At 41.6% G+C, this 17,893-nt stretch carries 12 protein-coding genes and 3 rRNA genes; 11 read left to right on the plus strand and 4 right to left on the minus strand.

Annotated features, from left to right (window positions below):
• Positions 1-483 precede the first annotated feature (483 nt).
• The 3 genes from brnQ to BkAM31D_RS09235 all read left to right on the plus strand — a co-directional run bounded on the left by brnQ (position 484) and on the right by BkAM31D_RS09235 (position 2,744).
• Positions 484-1,800 carry a branched-chain amino acid transport system II carrier protein gene (gene brnQ / locus BkAM31D_RS09225; RefSeq protein ID WP_066161122.1) on the plus strand — a complete coding sequence of 439 codons (1,317 nt, stop codon included), beginning with the start codon at positions 484-486 and terminating at the stop codon, positions 1,798-1,800.
• Between the two features lie 197 nt (positions 1,801-1,997).
• The gene (locus BkAM31D_RS09230; RefSeq protein ID WP_066161120.1) at positions 1,998-2,432 is read left to right on the plus strand and encodes a YtxH domain-containing protein; all 435 of its coding nucleotides are present in this window, start codon (positions 1,998-2,000) and stop codon (positions 2,430-2,432) included.
• Positions 2,433-2,456: 24 nt separating this feature from the next.
• Positions 2,457-2,744 carry a thiamine-binding protein gene (locus tag BkAM31D_RS09235; RefSeq protein WP_066161118.1) on the plus strand — a complete coding sequence of 96 codons (288 nt, stop codon included), beginning with the start codon at positions 2,457-2,459 and terminating at the stop codon, positions 2,742-2,744.
• Positions 2,745-2,799: 55 nt separating this feature from the next.
• On the opposite strand, the gene BkAM31D_RS09240 is transcribed toward BkAM31D_RS09235, so the two are convergent.
• Positions 2,800-3,102 (minus strand): hypothetical protein, encoded by a 303-nt coding sequence (locus BkAM31D_RS09240; protein WP_066161114.1) that lies wholly within the window; start codon positions 3,100-3,102, stop codon positions 2,800-2,802.
• 468 nt (positions 3,103-3,570) lie between these two features.
• Here BkAM31D_RS09240 and BkAM31D_RS09245 point away from each other — a divergent pair.
• From BkAM31D_RS09245 to BkAM31D_RS09260, 4 genes are all read left to right on the plus strand, one after another.
• Positions 3,571-5,127: ribosomal RNA gene (locus tag BkAM31D_RS09245) — 16S ribosomal RNA — on the plus strand.
• Positions 5,128-5,397: 270 nt separating this feature from the next.
• Positions 5,398-8,337, plus strand: a 23S ribosomal RNA gene (locus BkAM31D_RS09250).
• A gap of 63 nt (positions 8,338-8,400) precedes the next feature.
• Positions 8,401-8,514: ribosomal RNA gene (rrf, locus tag BkAM31D_RS09255) — 5S ribosomal RNA — on the plus strand.
• Together the 16S, 23S and 5S rRNA genes form the textbook arrangement of a ribosomal RNA operon.
• A gap of 305 nt (positions 8,515-8,819) precedes the next feature.
• Positions 8,820-9,002 carry a hypothetical protein gene (locus BkAM31D_RS09260; protein WP_066151773.1) on the plus strand — a complete coding sequence of 61 codons (183 nt, stop codon included), beginning with the start codon at positions 8,820-8,822 and terminating at the stop codon, positions 9,000-9,002.
• 134 nt (positions 9,003-9,136) lie between these two features.
• On the opposite strand, the gene BkAM31D_RS09265 is transcribed toward BkAM31D_RS09260, so the two are convergent.
• The 3 genes from BkAM31D_RS09265 to BkAM31D_RS09275 form a co-directional block, all read right to left on the minus strand.
• The gene (locus BkAM31D_RS09265) at positions 9,137-10,369 is read right to left on the minus strand and encodes a SpoIIE family protein phosphatase (RefSeq protein ID WP_066151771.1); all 1,233 of its coding nucleotides are present in this window, start codon (positions 10,367-10,369) and stop codon (positions 9,137-9,139) included.
• On the minus strand, positions 10,362-11,210 hold the full coding sequence (locus BkAM31D_RS09270; protein ID WP_066151770.1) for an alpha/beta fold hydrolase: 849 nt from the start codon (positions 11,208-11,210) through the stop codon (positions 10,362-10,364). Before BkAM31D_RS09270 ends, BkAM31D_RS09265 begins: the two co-directional genes overlap by 8 nt.
• A gap of 147 nt (positions 11,211-11,357) precedes the next feature.
• On the minus strand, positions 11,358-13,403 hold the full coding sequence (locus tag BkAM31D_RS09275; protein ID WP_066151769.1) for a molybdopterin oxidoreductase family protein: 2,046 nt from the start codon (positions 13,401-13,403) through the stop codon (positions 11,358-11,360).
• A gap of 195 nt (positions 13,404-13,598) precedes the next feature.
• Between BkAM31D_RS09275 and BkAM31D_RS09280 the strand changes: the two genes are divergently transcribed.
• The 4 genes from BkAM31D_RS09280 to BkAM31D_RS09295 all read left to right on the plus strand — a co-directional run bounded on the left by BkAM31D_RS09280 (position 13,599) and on the right by BkAM31D_RS09295 (position 17,873).
• Entirely contained in the window at positions 13,599-14,108 is a 510-nt protein-coding gene (locus tag BkAM31D_RS09280; protein WP_066151767.1) for a gamma carbonic anhydrase family protein, read from the plus strand.
• A gap of 182 nt (positions 14,109-14,290) precedes the next feature.
• Positions 14,291-15,847, plus strand: coding sequence for an ATP-binding protein (locus tag BkAM31D_RS09285; protein WP_066151764.1), 1,557 nt, complete (start codon positions 14,291-14,293; stop codon positions 15,845-15,847).
• A gap of 194 nt (positions 15,848-16,041) precedes the next feature.
• A complete protein-coding gene (locus BkAM31D_RS09290) occupies positions 16,042-17,034 on the plus strand; it encodes an ATP-binding cassette domain-containing protein (RefSeq protein ID WP_066151762.1) in 993 nt (330 codons plus the stop codon).
• A gap of 23 nt (positions 17,035-17,057) precedes the next feature.
• Positions 17,058-17,873 carry an ABC transporter permease gene (locus BkAM31D_RS09295; RefSeq protein ID WP_218017025.1) on the plus strand — a complete coding sequence of 272 codons (816 nt, stop codon included), beginning with the start codon at positions 17,058-17,060 and terminating at the stop codon, positions 17,871-17,873.
• Positions 17,874-17,893: the final 20 nt, after the last annotated feature.

A 17,893-nucleotide genomic window follows, 5' to 3' on the forward strand; every position in this document is an offset into this window, starting at 1 on the left:
ATGCATATACATCATGCTCAAGGCGCAGAAGAGCTCTGTTTCGAAGAAACAGCATCTTCTTTGAATAAGCCGATCGAACATCGTGAGTAACCTTCGTGAATAAGCATCATGTCCCCTGGTGATGGAGCTCGTTTCTCTTCGTAACACAACGTGAAAAGCACCATAGAGAATCATCGTGCGCAAGCATCCCCGTAGAAGAGAAATGGCGAGCCAGGACGTAGCTGGGCGGGCAAAGTACACTTCGCGATGGAGTGTACTTCTTTAATTTACATATTGATCATCAAGAAGAAGAAACAGCACCTTCATCAAATAAGTCAATGGAACATCGTATTCCTCTCATTCTATTATTTTCAGAAAAAAATGATTGCATGAAATATTTTGATATGATATATTATTTCCCGTCGTCTGAAAAATCTATCTCATGAATTTGAGTGAGTGTAGTTAGATGGAATAAGGTTGTTGTTAGATACTTAGGAGGAAAATATGTCATCAAGAGATTCGTTTTCAAATGTTGCGTTAGTAGGCTTTATGTTATTTGCTTTATTTTTTGGAGCTGGGAATTTGATTTTTCCGGTAATGCTTGGACAAATGGCCGGAGAGAATATGTTCATGGCCAATTTAGGTTTTATCGTAACAGGAGTTGGGTTGCCGATCCTAGGTATTTTTGCGTTAGCATTCTCAGGAAAAAGTGATTTGCAGTCGCTTGCAAGTAGAGTACATCCGCTATTTGCTTTGATCTTTACGGTTTCTCTTTATTTATCAATTGGGCCATTGTTCGCGATTCCTAGGACAAACACGGTTTCCTTTGAAATGGGGATAAACCCATTTTTGGGAAATAATGATGGTTTTCTACCGTTATTTATTTATACAGTCATCTTTTTTGCAATTACTCTCTTTTTTTCACTACAATCTAATAAACTAGTCGATCTTGTTGGTAAAATCTTAACGCCGTTGTTATTGGCTTTCATCGGTATTTTGATTATCACAAATTTATTTAACCCTATGGGGCCGATTCAAGAGCCTACTGAAGCTTATATGAGTCATAGCTTTTTTAAAGGATTCCAAGAAGGTTACTTAACGATGGACGCTCTTGCTGCATTCGTGTTTGGAATTATTATTATCAATATTATGAAGGAAAGAGGGGCCACGACAAAAAAAGAGATTATGATCTCTACTTTGAAAGTGGCTTTAGTTGCTGGGGCACTATTAGCTATCATCTATTCATCGCTTAGCTACATGGGAGCGACAAGTGTTAATGAGTTGGGACACTTAGAAAATGGGGGAGCTATATTAGCAGGTATCTCTTATTATTATTTCGGATCGTTTGGTAAAGTAATACTAGCTTTTATCGTCATTGCAGCTTGTTTAACAACTAGTATCGGTTTAATCACTGCGTGTGCTTCTTATTTCAATCGGTTACTACCAAAAGTTTCGTATAAACAATGGGCGATTCTTTTTACTATTTTTAGTGCGATTATTTCTAACGTGGGATTATCAACATTAATCGAGATCTCGATACCAGTTTTATCAATGCTTTATCCAATCTCGATTTGTTTAATGTTTTTAACATTTATGGATCCACTATTTAAAGGTAAGAAGGAAGTTTATCAAGTTAGTATTCTGTTTACATTCATCGTTAGTATCTTTGATGGATTAAATGCAGCGGGTATTAATATAGCCAGTGTAGATAATCTATTTGAATTCATTCTTCCGCTTTATTCAGTTGGATTAGGTTGGTTTGTTCCAGCAATTGTAGGTGGTTTGATAGGCTATTTCTTTGCATTTCGAAACAAAAATTAAATTCTTCATTTTGTGTAAAACCTACCTTGATGTAAAAGGTAGGTTTTTTTAGATGGTGATTGTTCCAAATAAAAAGGATCGTGTCAGAATAAAGAAACGTACAATTAAAATTTGATAGTCGATTTTTTCTGTTAATATGTTTTACTACAGTTAAAAAGGGTAACAGAACAGTAGAACATAAAAAGGAGTTGGTTGTAATGAAAAATCAAAAGAGTGTCGCACTAGGTACGGTCGTAGGTGGCGTAGTTGGAGCTACAGCAGCATTACTTACGGCTCCAAAATCGGGTGAGGAACTTCGTGAAGACATTAGTAATCAGTTAATCGAAGGAAAAAATAAAACAGAACAATTATCAGAAGAATTAAAGGGAAAAATGAGTGAGTTAACCGAGATCATTAATGAAAGCTCCGCTAACGTTTCCCAAACGGTAAAACAGAAAAGTGAAGACGTTATTAACGAAGCTATGCAATTATTAAGTGATGTTCAATCCGATGATGAAATAAACATTGATCATTTGAAAAAAATGGTGCGAGAGCTAATGAAAGAAAAAGATTGCGCAGGGGAAGAGATTAAACAAGTAGTGGAAAATGAAATTATGGAAATGCAAAATACATTCAATACTGATAAGCATTAACAAAAAAGAAAGGGTGATTCACTCATGACTGCAACAGTGGCAGCCGGATTTCAAGTGTTACCGGACGGGAGAGATGTGAATACGGATGGTATGATCTCAGAGATTATTGAGGTTGTAAAAGATTCAGGATTAACATATGCGGTTGGTCCGATGGAAACGGTGGTTGAGGGCAATTTACATGAGGTGTTTGATGTTATTCAAAAGGCGCAGCAAGTAGGAATTAATACAGGTGCGACCGAATGTATTACAAATATTAAGATTCACTATAAGCCAGATGGTGTTTCAATTGGAGATAAATTGCTTAAAAACTAGAGTTTATAAAAGGATCAAAGCCCCCGATGCTTTGATCCTTTTGTGCAGTTTTTATTTAAAAATAAGAATAGTTAATTTTTGCTTCAGATTGGAGAATCATTCTTCCGTTTTTTTCTTCAAAGTCCACTCTAAAAGTGTTTGGGTTTCCTTGAATTCGGATGTTCACAAAAGGAGACTTTTCAGTAGTGTTATCTACGTGAATCTTATATTGAATATAAGTATGTGTTCCTACGTGAAAACGACGGAGTCTTTTTATGTCTTTCTCCTCGCAAAACAATGCCTCATGCAAATTTTGATTCGTCAGTTCCTTGCCGATTAATGTATTTAATCTCTCTAATATATCAGCTTTCTTAATCATCGTAATATCGTTCCTTTCATATAACTAGATTTATTTTAATACATCTATATGAAAAAAAGAAACTTCATAGGTGATTTAGTTGAAGGTAGAAAAGGTGTGATGGAATTCATAGTTTTATTGTTGCTTATTGGGTAAAGTTATGATAAATTATTAAGTCTAGCCGCCAAAATTATACGTAATAAAGTAGTTGCGTAGAATTATTAAGTGTGCTATAGTATTACTTGTCGCTGATAACGACATGTCTTAAACGGAAATGCGCTGATAAAAACATTCAAAAAAGATATTGCGCAGAACAAAACAATGTGTTAAGATAATAAATGTCGCCGCTGATAATAGCGACAAACGAGTTCTTTGAAAACTGAACAAAAGCCAAGCGAAAAAGAGATACATGATATCTCGTCAAAGAAATTTACCCGATAGGGCAAATTTCACCTTAAATTTTTAAATTGAGCTAATCAGCTTGCCATTTTTATGGAGAGTTTGATCCTGGCTCAGGACGAACGCTGGCGGCGTGCCTAATACATGCAAGTCGAGCGGACTGAATTAAGAGCTTGCTCTTAATTTAGTTAGCGGCGGACGGGTGAGTAACACGTGGGCAACCTGCCCTGTAGACTGGGATAACATCGAGAAATCGGTGCTAATACCGGATAACATCTGAGACCTCATGGTCTTAGACTAAAAGATGGCTCCGGCTATCACTACAGGATGGGCCCGCGGCGCATTAGCTAGTTGGTAAGGTAATGGCTTACCAAGGCGACGATGCGTAGCCGACCTGAGAGGGTGATCGGCCACACTGGGACTGAGACACGGCCCAGACTCCTACGGGAGGCAGCAGTAGGGAATCTTCCGCAATGGACGAAAGTCTGACGGAGCAACGCCGCGTGAGTGATGAAGGATTTCGGTTCGTAAAGCTCTGTTGTTAGGGAAGAACAAGTATCGTTCGAATAGGGCGGTACCTTGACGGTACCTAACCAGAAAGCCACGGCTAACTACGTGCCAGCAGCCGCGGTAATACGTAGGTGGCAAGCGTTGTCCGGAATTATTGGGCGTAAAGCGCGCGCAGGCGGTCTTTTAAGTCTGATGTGAAAGCCCACGGCTCAACCGTGGAGGGTCATTGGAAACTGGGAGACTTGAGTACAGAAGAGGAGAGTGGAATTCCACGTGTAGCGGTGAAATGCGTAGATATGTGGAGGAACACCAGTGGCGAAGGCGACTCTCTGGTCTGTAACTGACGCTGAGGCGCGAAAGCGTGGGGAGCAAACAGGATTAGATACCCTGGTAGTCCACGCCGTAAACGATGAGTGCTAGGTGTTAGGGGTTTCGATGCCCTTAGTGCCGAAGTTAACACATTAAGCACTCCGCCTGGGGAGTACGACCGCAAGGTTGAAACTCAAAGGAATTGACGGGGGCCCGCACAAGCAGTGGAGCATGTGGTTTAATTCGAAGCAACGCGAAGAACCTTACCAGGTCTTGACATCCTTATGCCCTCCCTAGAGATAGGGATTTCCCTTCGGGGACATAAGTGACAGGTGGTGCATGGTTGTCGTCAGCTCGTGTCGTGAGATGTTGGGTTAAGTCCCGCAACGAGCGCAACCCTTGATCTTAGTTGCCAGCATTTAGTTGGGCACTCTAAGGTGACTGCCGGTGACAAACCGGAGGAAGGTGGGGATGACGTCAAATCATCATGCCCCTTATGACCTGGGCTACACACGTGCTACAATGGATGGTACAAAGAGCAGCGAAACCGCGAGGTCAAGCCAATCTCATAAAGCCATTCTCAGTTCGGATTGTAGGCTGCAACTCGCCTACATGAAGCCGGAATTGCTAGTAATCGCGGATCAGCATGCCGCGGTGAATACGTTCCCGGGCCTTGTACACACCGCCCGTCACACCACGAGAGTTTGTAACACCCGAAGTCGGTGGAGTAACCCTTTTGGGAGCTAGCCGCCTAAGGTGGGACAGATGATTGGGGTGAAGTCGTAACAAGGTAGCCGTATCGGAAGGTGCGGCTGGATCACCTCCTTTCTATGGAGTAATACTCTAGTCGACGAACAACTTCGGTTGTTTGACGCTTGTGCTTTGGTTCAGTTTTGAGAGAATTCACTCTCAATTTAAATAGAAGAAACTGATTTGATATCAAATAGATCAGTGGCTTTTGGTTCTTTGAAAACTAGATAATGCAAATAGAAACAATGTTAGTTTTATCGGTATCTTATTTATAAGAGAAGATCAAACGAGCATGTCAAGAATTCAAGTGATTTTTGAAAAATCACATCCGAAATACCTTTTTAATTTGGTTAAGTTATGAAGGGCGCACGGTGGATGCCTTGGCACTAGGAGCCTAAGAAGGACGCGACGAACGGCGAAACGCCTCGGGGAGCTGTAAGTAAGCTTTGATCCGAGGATATCCGAATGGGGGAACCCACCATCCGTAATGGGATGGTACCCATACCTGAATACATAGGGTATGAGGAGGCAGACCTGGGGAACTGAAACATCTAAGTACCCAGAGGAAGAGAAAGCAAATGCGATTTCCCAAGTAGCGGCGAGCGAAACGGAAACAGCCCAAACCAAGAGGCTTGCCTCTTGGGGTTGTAGGACGTCTCATACGGAGTTACAAAAGACGAACATAGGTGAAGCGATCTGGAAAGATCCGCAGTATAAGGTAACAGCCCTGTAGCCGAAATGTTCGTCTCTCCGAGACGTATCCTGAGTACGGCGGGACACGTGAAACCCCGTCGGAATCCGGGAGGACCATCTCCCAAGGCTAAATACTCCCTAGTGACCGATAGTGAACCAGTACCGTGAGGGAAAGGTGAAAAGCACCCCGGAAGGGGAGTGAAAGAGATCCTGAAACCGTGTGCCTACAACTAGTTGGAGCCCATTTACGGGTGACAGCGTGCCTTTTGTAGAATGAACCGGCGAGTTACGATCCCGTGCAAGGTTAAGCTGAATAGGCGGAGCCGCAGCGAAAGCGAGTCTGAATAGGGCGCATTAGTACGTGGTCGTAGACCCGAAACCGTGTGATCTACCCATGTCCAGGGTGAAGTTCAGGTAACACTGAATGGAGGCCCGAACCCACGCACGTTGAAAAGTGCGGGGATGAGGTGTGGGTAGGGGTGAAATGCCAATCGAACTCGGAAATAGCTGGTTCTCCCCGAAATAGCTTTAGGGCTAGCCTCGAGGGAAGAGTATTGGAGGTAGAGCACTGATTGGACTAGGGGTCCCCACAGGATTACCGAATTCAGTCAAACTCCGAATGCCAAATACTTATCCTCGGGAGTCAGACTGCGAGTGCTAAGATCCGTAGTCAAGAGGGAAACAGCCCAGACCATCAGCTAAGGTCCCAAAGTATACGTTAAGTGGAAAAGGATGTGGAGTTGCCCAGACAACCAGGATGTTGGCTTAGAAGCAGCCACCATTTAAAGAGTGCGTAATAGCTCACTGGTCGAGTGACTCTGCGCCGAAAATGTACCGGGGCTAAACGTATCACCGAAGCTATGGATTGACACCTTCTGGTGTCAGTGGTAGGGGAGCGTTCTAAGTGCAGCGAAGTCAGACCGAGAGGACTGGTGGAGCGCTTAGAAGTGAGAATGCCGGTATGAGTAGCGAAAAGAGGGGTGAGAATCCCCTCCGTCGAAAGCCCAAGGTTTCCTGAGGAAGGCTCGTCCGCTCAGGGTCAGTCGGGACCTAAGCCGAGGCCGAAAGGCGTAGGCGATGGACAACAGGTTGAAATTCCTGTACCACCTCCTCACCGTTTGAGCAATGGGGGGACGCAGAAAGGTAGGGTAAGCGCGCTGATGGATATGCGCGTCCAAGCAGTTAGGCTGGAAAGTAGGCAAATCCGCTTTCCATAAAGGCTGAGCTGTGATGGCGAGGGAAAAATTAGTACCGAAGTTCCTGATCCTACACTGCCTAGAAAATCCTCTAGCGAGGTGAGAGGTGCCCGTACCGCAAACCGACACAGGTAGGCGAGAAGAGAATTCTAAGACGCTCGGGAGAACTCTCGTTAAGGAACTCGGCAAAATGACCCCGTAACTTCGGGAGAAGGGGTGCTCTATTAGGGTGCAAGCCCGAGAGAGCCGCAGTGAAAAGATCCAAGCGACTGTTTAGCAAAAACACAGGTCTCTGCGAAGCCGCAAGGCGAAGTATAGGGGCTGACACCTGCCCGGTGCTGGAAGGTTAAGAGGAGGGGTTATCCCTTACGGGAGAAGCTCTGAATTGAAGCCCCAGTAAACGGCGGCCGTAACTATAACGGTCCTAAGGTAGCGAAATTCCTTGTCGGGTAAGTTCCGACCCGCACGAATGGTGTAACGATTTGGATACTGTCTCAACGAGAGACCCGGTGAAATTATAGTACCTGTGAAGATGCAGGTTACCCGCGACAGGACGGAAAGACCCCATGGAGCTTTACTGTAGCTTGATATTGGATGTTGGTACAGTTTGTACAGGATAGGTAGGAGCCTTGGAAGCGTGAGCGCCAGCTTACGTGGAGGCGTCGGTGGGATACTACCCTGACTGTGCTGACATTCTAACCTCGAGCCGTGATCCGGTTCAGGGACAGTGTCAGGTGGGCAGTTTGACTGGGGCGGTCGCCTCCTAAACAGTAACGGAGGCGCCCAAAGGTTCCCTCAGAATGGTTGGAAATCATTCGTAGAGTGCAAAGGCAAAAGGGAGCTTGACTGCGAGACCTACAAGTCGAGCAGGGACGAAAGTCGGGCTTAGTGATCCGGTGGTTCCGCATGGAAGGGCCATCGCTCAACGGATAAAAGCTACCCTGGGGATAACAGGCTTATCTCCCCAAGAGTCCACATCGACGGGGAGGTTTGGCACCTCGATGTCGGCTCATCGCATCCTGGGGCTGAAGTAGGTCCCAAGGGTTGGGCTGTTCGCCCATTAAAGCGGTACGCGAGCTGGGTTCAGAACGTCGTGAGACAGTTCGGTCCCTATCCGTCGCGGGCGTAGGAAATTTGAGAGGAGCTGTCCTTAGTACGAGAGGACCGGGATGGACACACCGCTGGTGTACCAGTTGTTCCGCCAGGAGCATAGCTGGGTAGCTACGTGTGGACGGGATAAGTGCTGAAAGCATCTAAGCATGAAGCCCCCCTCAAGATGAGATTTCCCATGGAGTTAATCCAGTAAGACCCCTTAGAGATGATGAGGTTGATAGGTCTGGTGTGGAAGCGTGGTGACACGTGGAGCTGACAGATACTAATCGGTCGAGGACTTATCCAATATATATTCTTGAGTTTCTATGATGCATTATCTAGTTTTGAGAGAACCATTCTCTTAAATAAGTCTGGTGGCGATAGCGAAGAGGCCACACCCGTTCCCATGCCGAACACGGTCGTTAAGCTCTTCTGCGCCAATGGTAGTTGGGGCTTCCCCTGTGAGAGTAGGACGTTGCCAGGCATCCCAAAAAGCATTCCGTAACGGAATGCTTTTTTCTGTACATAAAAAGTAGAGGGGAGCAGAAGAGCTCTGTTTCGAAGAAACAGCATCTTCTCCGAATAAGCCGATGGAACATTTATATTCCTGATAATGGAGCACGTTTCTCTTCGTAAAACAACATGAAAAGCATCAAAGAGAAGCGTCATGCGCAACTAATAGGAGGTTATACTATGCGTTAATCGAGAAAGGGGATAAATTTGGACTTGGATTAAGTCGCGTATAATTCTCTTTTTCACTCTCATACTAAAGGAAAAGGAGTGATATTTATGGCGAAGCGTAATGGAAAAACCGGTCCAGACCAAAAGAATAAACAAGGATTTGATTCAAGTCAAACAGACTCAGAATTCTCTAAAGAATTTGGAAGTGCCGCAGCAAACCGAAAACATAAAGAGAAAGCAAAAAAGGCAAAATCATCTAAAAACCAAGGTGAATGGAATGGGATGCATTAATTTTAGATAAGCTATTCATCTAGATATAAGAAGAAGTTCTATTCTAAAGTAAAAAAACTCTCCTGCAACAAGAGTTCAGGAGAGTTTTTGATGAATTTTAAAATAAAAAGGGAAGTATTAAGTTAGCCTATGCTTTACTTAAGAGTCGTTTTTTTATTATTTAAATCAATCAGAATAAAACATTGGTCATCACTTTTATGGTACATATTTTCTTGGATAGTGAGGGAGTTAATGATTCTTTCTTTTAGCTTTGAAATAGAAATTGATTGGTTTTCTTTTAAAAGGGTATGTAACTGGTTTGAACCAAGTGGGTCGGTAACGCCATCTGTATAAAGCAACAATCTGCCTCCTTCTGAATATGAAAAGGAAGTTGTGTTAAAACTAATTCCCTCAAATGTTCCAAGAGGAGGGGTTTTTGAAGAAAGTTCATGTATTTCCCCGCTAGAATCTTGCCACAAAGCAGGTGGATGACCTGCATTAATGTATTCAATCTTTTTTTCTCTAGTATCAATAACTAGGTTAATGGCTGTACAGTAATGCCATGCTTCACTGTTGTTTTGAAACAAACTGTGGAGGTGGTTATCGAGCTCTTTCATTACGATTTCGGTGTTGACCCCTTTTGAGAAAAGCCTGTGGAATAAGGAATGCAAAGACATTGTGATTAAGGCTGATGAAATTCCATGCCCCATCACATCAAGTAGAATGACTCCATAACGGTTATCATCTAGTTGATAAAAACCGTATATGTCTCCTGATAATTCATTGGACGCTTCATAGAAGGAGTCGATTTGAATGTTATCGTTAACGATTGGCTCTGTTACTGATGTTTCTTGAATTTTTCTCGCTAGTTCAAGTTCCTTTTTTGTATTTATTTTATACGTTTGGTTTTGTTTGTTTAGTTCAAGCAATTCTTGTTGTTTGGTTTCAAGGTCTTTCAGCGCAACTTCTAATTCTGCATGCGCTTTATTTTTAGCATTTAGTGCTGATTCTGCTTCTTTTTTTGCAGCAAGTAGTTCATTTTCATACTGATTTCTTATACGCATCGGAAACACAATACAATCGGTTTCGATTTTTCCGTTTTGTTTCGTAGGTCTTGCATTGATGACCACTGGTATTTCTTCTCCATTTCTCGATCTTAGAGAAATATACATTTCTTCTATCTTTTTTTCTAGTTTCAGGAGTGGTACAAAATAAAGCTGGTAAAACAATTGAGATGGAACCGTTAGAATGGAATTGATGTGCTCCTCTTGAAGGTTATCCTGTGTGTAGCTAAGACAGTTCAGAAGGGTTTGATTAATTGCTAGAATGTCTCCATCCTCTGATAAAGTAAGGAATCCACATGGTGCAAAATTCAATTTTTCATCCATTAAAACCACCTTGAATAGTTTGTAACCTCTTTAAGGGTATTTCTTTTAAGTATTGTTTAATGCTGTTTATAATTTCTTCTGGGTGAGTCATATGAGGGCAATGTCCCGTTGCCTTCAACTTTGTTAACGTGCTAGATGGAAGGTGTTGATGGAGATATTCTCCGACTTCATCAGGTGCAATAATATCATTACAGCATTGCAGGATTAGTGATGGTATCGTGACATTTAATAAGTCTGTGCGATTATCTGAGAAAAAAGTAGCTTCAGCGAATTGACGAGCGATAATAGGGTCCGTAGAGCAGAACCGATCTTCTAACTCCGTATTGACTTCTGGATGGTTTGTACTATTTAACAATGTCCCTGCAAAAAAGGTAGCCCATCCGATATAGTTTTTCTCCATCATTTCTATTAAGCCGATAAGTTGTTCTCTTTCAAATCCTCCAAAGTATTCTGGCGGATCATTGACATAGCATGGAGAAGGTCCAATCATTATAAGGTCAGAGAAGTACTCTGGGTGTTTTATGGATGCTAACATCCCAATCATACTTCCAACAGAATGCCCAACTAAAATTGTTTCTTTAAGATTTAAGGCAGAGCAAATATCAAGTATATCCTGCGCATAGCCATCAAGTGTACGATAGCGTTCTACGTCATAAGATCCTAAATCGGATTGACCGGAGCCAACGTAGTCAAATAGGATAACCTGAAAATCGTCTTCAAAAGCTGCAGACACGGAATTCCACACAGTTTGATCACAGCCGAAACCTGGTGCAAAAAGGATCGGCTGTTCCCCGTTGCCGCTGATCTTTACATTATTTCGAATTACTATATTTTCTTTCATAAATGGCTCCTCCGTGTATTTGGTAATACTTTCTATCATAACACTTAACCGTTTTAATTTGTTGGATTTTATGTCGTTATCTGTAAATACTTGTTATCGATATTAACATTAAAAAACCTGTTCCAACTTTGGAACAGGCTGTTCTTATCACGACATTTTTCCTATATTTACACGACCAGAGAAGAACGTAGCTCCACCACCCATATCAGCTAGTCGATCTGGCGCAAGAGCATTTACCAGTTGCTTCTTGCCGGGCATATCCGCCCAGAGCCCTTGGCTGACTACGACTCCAGAGAGTACATTCGTTCCTACAGAAGCAATCATTTCACACTCACCACGTTCGTTCCAAACTCTTACTAAATCCCCATCTTCAATTCCTAATTCAAGAGCATCTATTTCGTTTAAATGTATTTTTGCCTGTTTTTCTAGATTTTGATGTTTTTCATTATTGGAAAACGTCGAATTTAAGAAATTATGATTTGGTCCAGGAATAAACAGGAAAGGAAGATCTCCGTCTTCTTCTAAAGGTACATGAGTTGGAAGACCTAGATAACCATCTTTCTTCATTTGTTGTGAATAAAGCTCTATCTTGCCACTTGGAGTATTGAGATTTTTCAATGAATAGGGCGTTCGATTTGCTTTCATATAATTGTGTTCTACTAAGGATTCATAATTGATATGGCTAAAATAGGGATTTGTTGAATGATTGAGCGCTTGCTGCATTAACTGTTCATCCGTGTCTTTCAATGCCTGCTCTTCAAACCCCATTGCTTTAGCGAGTAAGCGAAATACTTCTGTATTAGACTTACTTTCGCCATACGGTTGAATCACTGGTTGCTGAATCTGAACATAATGATGCCAGTAAGATGTATAGAAATCAAGGTTTTCGAATGCTGAAGTAGCCGGTAAAACAAGGTCCGCATACTCAGCCGTTTCAGTGAGAAATAAATCATGTACGATTGTAAATAAATCTTCACGAGCTAGACCTTTACGTACTTTATTTGCTTCGGGTGCGACAATGGCTGGATTTGAGCCATAGACGAATAACGAGTACACTGGCGGATCAGTATCAAGTAGTGCTTTACCTAATTGATTCATGTTAAACGTTCTCGTTTGCTTGTTTTCTAATAAATCAGGTCGTTGTAACGCTGTTGTGTTATATGTTAGAAAACTGCTATTAGATTTAATTGCACCGCCTCCTTTTGCAAGCCACGCTCCTGTTAGCGCTGGCAGACAGGCAATTGTACGGACAATCATTCCTCCGTTGTCATGGTGCTGTAAACCATTGCCGATTCGAATGAGCGAAGGGGAGACTTCTCCATACATTCGAGTTAATTTGTAAATATCGTCAACAGGGACACCTGTGATTGAAGATACAGTTTCTGGGTCATATTGTCTTACATGTTCTTCAAGTTCTTTGTAGCCAACCGTATATTCATTTAAAAATTCCCGGTTGACCAACTTTTCAGAAAATAAAATGTGCATCATGCCAAGAGCTAGGGCAGCATCGGTTCCAGGTCGGATAGGGATAAACCAATCAGCCATACGTCCTGTTTGGTTTTTATGGACATCAATCACGACAATTTTTGCACCATTTTGTTTGCGAGCTTTTTGGGCAATCGTCATTTGATGCATGTTCGTGCTAACGGCATTGATTCCCCACATGACAAATAGTTTTGTATTAGTCGTTTCTTCAGGATCTGTTCCCATACTAGAACCCATTGTATATTGATAGCCAATAGAACCAGCTACTGAACAAATCGTGCGGTCTAATTGGCTTGCTCCGAGCCGGTGAAAGAAGCGGCGATCCATTCCCTCTGCCGTTAAATTCCCCATGTTCCCATAGAAACTGTAAGGGAGAATGGCCTCAGGACCATGTTGATCAATTAGTTCCTTCCACTTTGATACAATCGTATCAATTGCTTCGTCCCATGAAATCGGGATAAACGTGCCACTTCCTTTTGGTCCTATTCTCTTGAGTGGGGTTGTTAATCTATTAGAATCATAGAGTCGTTCCGTCATGTTCCGAACTTTATTGCAAATATTCCCCTGTGTGACAGGGTGATTTGGATCTCCTTCCACTTTCACGATTTTTCCTTCTTTTTTATGAATAACGAGACCACATTGGTCAGGGCAGTCTAAGGAACAGACAGAAGGAAAAACACCGTCTTTCTCCGTAACATATGATTGCATAGGCAAGTTCCTCTCAAACAAAATTATGGGTAAGATTATAGCATTTTATTGAGTTGGAGAAAAGTTGTACAGATCATTCAATATATGTAGAGATTGAATTTTTTAGTTATTGAATAGTACATATTTTAAAGGACTTTTCATAATTAAATCGAATTACACTAGTATAAACAAGTTCTTATTATAAGGAGTGTTAGCATGATTTATCCGTATAAAGGAAAGACACCTGTTGTTGATGAGTCTGTCTTTATAGCTCCAGGTGCAGCCGTAATTGGTGATGTTGTAGTAGGGGAACAGTCTAGCATATGGTTCAATGCGGTATTACGAGGTGATGAAGGAAAAATAGAGATTGGGAATAGGTGTAGCGTTCAAGATAATGTATCGATACATCTCTTTGAAGGAATGCCAGTGATTGTTGAAGATGAAGTAACGATAGGCCACAATGCGATTATTCACGGTAGTAAGATTGGTAGAAGGTCAATAGTTGGAATGGGTTCTACTATTCTAGATGGAGTTGAAATAGGGGAGGAGTGTATCATTGGTGCTAATACGTTCATTCCTCAAGGAAAGAAGATTCCTCCACGTTCTTTAGTGATTGGTTCTCCTGGTGAAGTCGTTCGCTCACTAAATGAAAAAGATTTAGATCTAATACAACTTTCCATTGATACATACATTAAGCGAGGGCAGGAATACAAAGAGGAATTATAAATGACATGGCAGAAAGCATTCCAAATGGGGTGCTTTTCTTTTTCGCTCAATGAAAAATATACCTTTATTAAATTGGTCAGTTTAAGCTATAAACGTGATATTATTAGTAGTATATGCAATGATACATGTTCTCTTTCGAAGAAGATAAACTAGCCAGAATACTTTCAAAGGATTGATCACAAATGCTAGACAAATATATATCCGAAGTAACAGAGCGTTGTCGCAAGAATGGGCTCGATCCGAGTGTGATACCTTCTTTTCAAAAAGCTACTGATGAAGAGTTGAAGAGAATTCAAGAAGAATATAGAGATACGTTAACGGTTATTCGATTTTTTATCACGAAATTCTTGTCTAAAAGTGAAGGCATTCCATTAATGGTTACAGTGACTGATGATCAAGGTACCTTTATAGAGTATTTTGGCGATAAAACTTTTGAAGAAACAGTTGCGAAGCAAACGGGTTTGCAAAAGGGGATTAAGTTTACGGAGGATCAAGCAGGAGTTAGTTCGCTCCTTGCTGCTATTGAATTGGAAATACCTGTCCAATTGTTAGGAGAGGATCATTATCATCATTTTCTCCATTCCGCAGCTTGTTATAGTGTACCTTTATATGTACATAGAAAACTTATCGGAACGATTACTGTGATGACATTTTTGAATCATGCTCATTCTATGATTCTTACATCTCTTGAAACAGTCGTCGACTCCATTCAAAGGGAATTGGATTTACGCAAAGAGAATCGTTTTCTTGATCAAACGAATCAAATGATGTTAGAACAGTCTTCGATCGGATATATTGTCGTTGAGAAAAACGGGAAGATTGTCAATGCGAATCCTAAAGCAAAAGGGCTTTTTCCTATTTTGCTAGACGATGCGAAGTATATATATGATATTGACATGTTCCGTGAGTTGAGAGAAAAGATTGAGCATGGTGCGTTTATACGAAACTATGAGATGGTTTTTCAGAATACTAGTCACATCGTTTGTTTAGTTGATTGCTTCCCTTTTTTGGAAGGTCGGTTAATACAGCTTCATGATATAACTGAGTACAAGAAAACAGAATCGTACATTCAAAGTTCTGAGAAGTTAGCGATTGTAGGACAACTAGCGGCCGGTGTAGCACATGAGATTAAAAACCCTCTGACAACAATAAAAGGATTTATCCAATTATTAGAAGAGAAACGCTATAATGAATTGTATACTCCTATATTGCTAAAAGAGATTGAGCGGATCAACCAAATTACTGACGAGTTTTTAAGTTTATCAAGACCAACGTTAAGTTCTAAAGGTTGGTATGATATTGAAAAAATATTATCAGAAATTGAAGTGATATTCTCGAGTCTGGCATTGCCAAAAAATGTTGAGTTCATCCAAAAGATCGATGAAGTATCTTCAATCTTTTGTGATGGAAACCAATTGAAGCAAGTTTTCATTAATTTATTTAAAAATTGTGTAGAGGCTGTTGGGCAGAACGGATTGGTGATCATTACAGTGAAGCAAGAGAATCCTAATACGGTATTGATTCGCTTTGAAGATAACGGCGACGGATTTGCTGAACATATTTTGTCAAACGTTGGCCAACCCTTTGTAACGACAAAAGAAGCTGGGAATGGCCTAGGAATGATGGTATGTAAACGTATTATTGAAAACATTCATATGGGTAAACTACACTTTCAAAACAATGAAAATGGGAGTGCAGTAGTTGAAATCCTTCTACCGTGTAGTTTAAAAGAATTATAATCCATTCAAAAATAGTTATGAAAATCACTGTCGACATTTTATGTTGATGGTGATTTTTTTGTGAGGTTGTTCATGTTTTGCTATTTACGTTAAGAGCCTGAGGAAAATTCGGTCCCGGGCGGAGGCGTTTCGTTATCTAGTCATATATGGTTAAGAGGCACATATAAAATAACGTTAGTGGAAGGGGGAAGCGTATGAATCAGTCAAAAATGGTAAGTGAAGAGAATTTAGCGATTAAGGCAACGGGCCTAGTAAAAGCATTTGGGAACAATAAAGCGGTAAATGGCGTAGACTTAGCTGTTCAAAAAGGAACGGTGTTCGGTTTTCTTGGCCCGAATGGTGCTGGGAAAACAACAACTGTACGAATGCTTGCGACCTTATTACAACCAGACGAGGGCAGTGCTAACATATTGGGACATGATCTTGTAAACGAGGCCGACGCAGTTAGAAGTCGAGTCAGTTTGACTGGCCAGTTTGCTTCAGTGGATGAGGATTTGTCAGGAATGGAGAATTTAATTTTAATCGGTCGCTTACTAGGGTATTCTCGTAATCAGGCGAAAGAAAGAGCGCGTGATCTTCTCAGTGCATTTGGTTTAGAAGAGGCGGCAAAACTACAAGTGAAAAAATATTCGGGTGGGATGAAAAGGCGGATTGATATCGCAGCTAGCATCGTCGTTACACCTGATTTATTATTTCTAGATGAGCCGACAACTGGTCTCGATCCAAGGAGTCGAAATCAAGTTTGGGATGTCGTTCGAGCACTTGTTCGTTCAGGGACAACGGTCTTATTAACAACACAGTATCTTGATGAAGCAGATCAACTGGCAGATCGCATTGCTGTCATTGATCAAGGAATCATTATTGCTGAAGGGACTAGTGGAGAATTAAAAGCATCGGTCGGAGAAGGAGCACTACGTGTCAGAGTGTCAGCTCCTGAAACAAGGGAAAAAGCAAAAACGATCTTATCAAAAGCATTGAATACAGAAGTTCAATTTGATTCCGACCCTTTGGCCTTATCAGCAAGAGTGACTGAAAATGAACTCGTTGCCGTTGCTTTAGCAGAGTTAGTACGATCTGGGATTACCATTACTAATTTCTCAATCGGACAGCCGAGTCTAGACGAGGTATTCTTGACGTTGACCGATCAAGCCAATCGAGATAACAACGTTAACAAGGAGGTGGGCTAATGGGAAATGCGTTGAAAGACGAAATGTCGGATCTAGATGAAAGACTGATGAAAGTACTCGCAACACAAGAACGACCAAAACGAGCAAGTGCCTTTTCATCAACGATGACATTTGGGTGGCGTGCATGGTTAAAATTGAAATATGTACCGGAACAATTAATGGATGTAACCGTCTTTCCAATCATGTTCTTGCTTATGTTTACGTATTTGTTTGGTGGAGCAATAGCAGGATCAACTGCTGATTACTTACAGTTTCTTTTGCCAGGCATTTTAGCGATGACCGTTGTGACCATTACGATGTATACCGGAATGGAGTTAAATAACGATATTTCAAAAGGAATCTTTGATCGATTTCGCTCGTTGCCGATTTGGAGGCCGTCTGTTCTTGTAGGAATGCTTTTGATGGATACAGCCCGATATACCATTGCTTCAACGATTATGATTGGCCTAGGGTTAATGATGGGCTTTCGCCCTGGTGGAGGAATTGTTGGTGTTGTTTTAGCGGTAGCTCTATTAGTAGCTTTTTCCTTTAGTTTGTCCTGGCTTTGGACGACACTAGGCTTAATCCTTCGAACAGAAAAATCTCTCATGGGTGTCAGCATGATGGTGCTATTTCCATTAACGTTTGTAAGTAACGTATTTGTTGATCCTGAAACATTGCCATCGTGGCTTCAAGCCTTTGTGGAGGTAAACCCCATTTCCCTACTTGTCACAGCAGTCCGCGGATTAATGCACGGAACAGCGACACTTGCAGAAGTCGGGTGGGTGATCTTGGCTTTAGTGATCTTGCTAGTTATCTTTGCACCGTTAACGATGTATTTGTATCGGAAGAAGAGTTAGCGTTTAGCGTCTCTGAGTAA

It is taken from the genome of Halalkalibacter krulwichiae (assembly GCF_002109385.1).
Classification (GTDB): Bacteria; Bacillota; Bacilli; order Bacillales; family Bacillaceae_D; genus Halalkalibacter; species Halalkalibacter krulwichiae.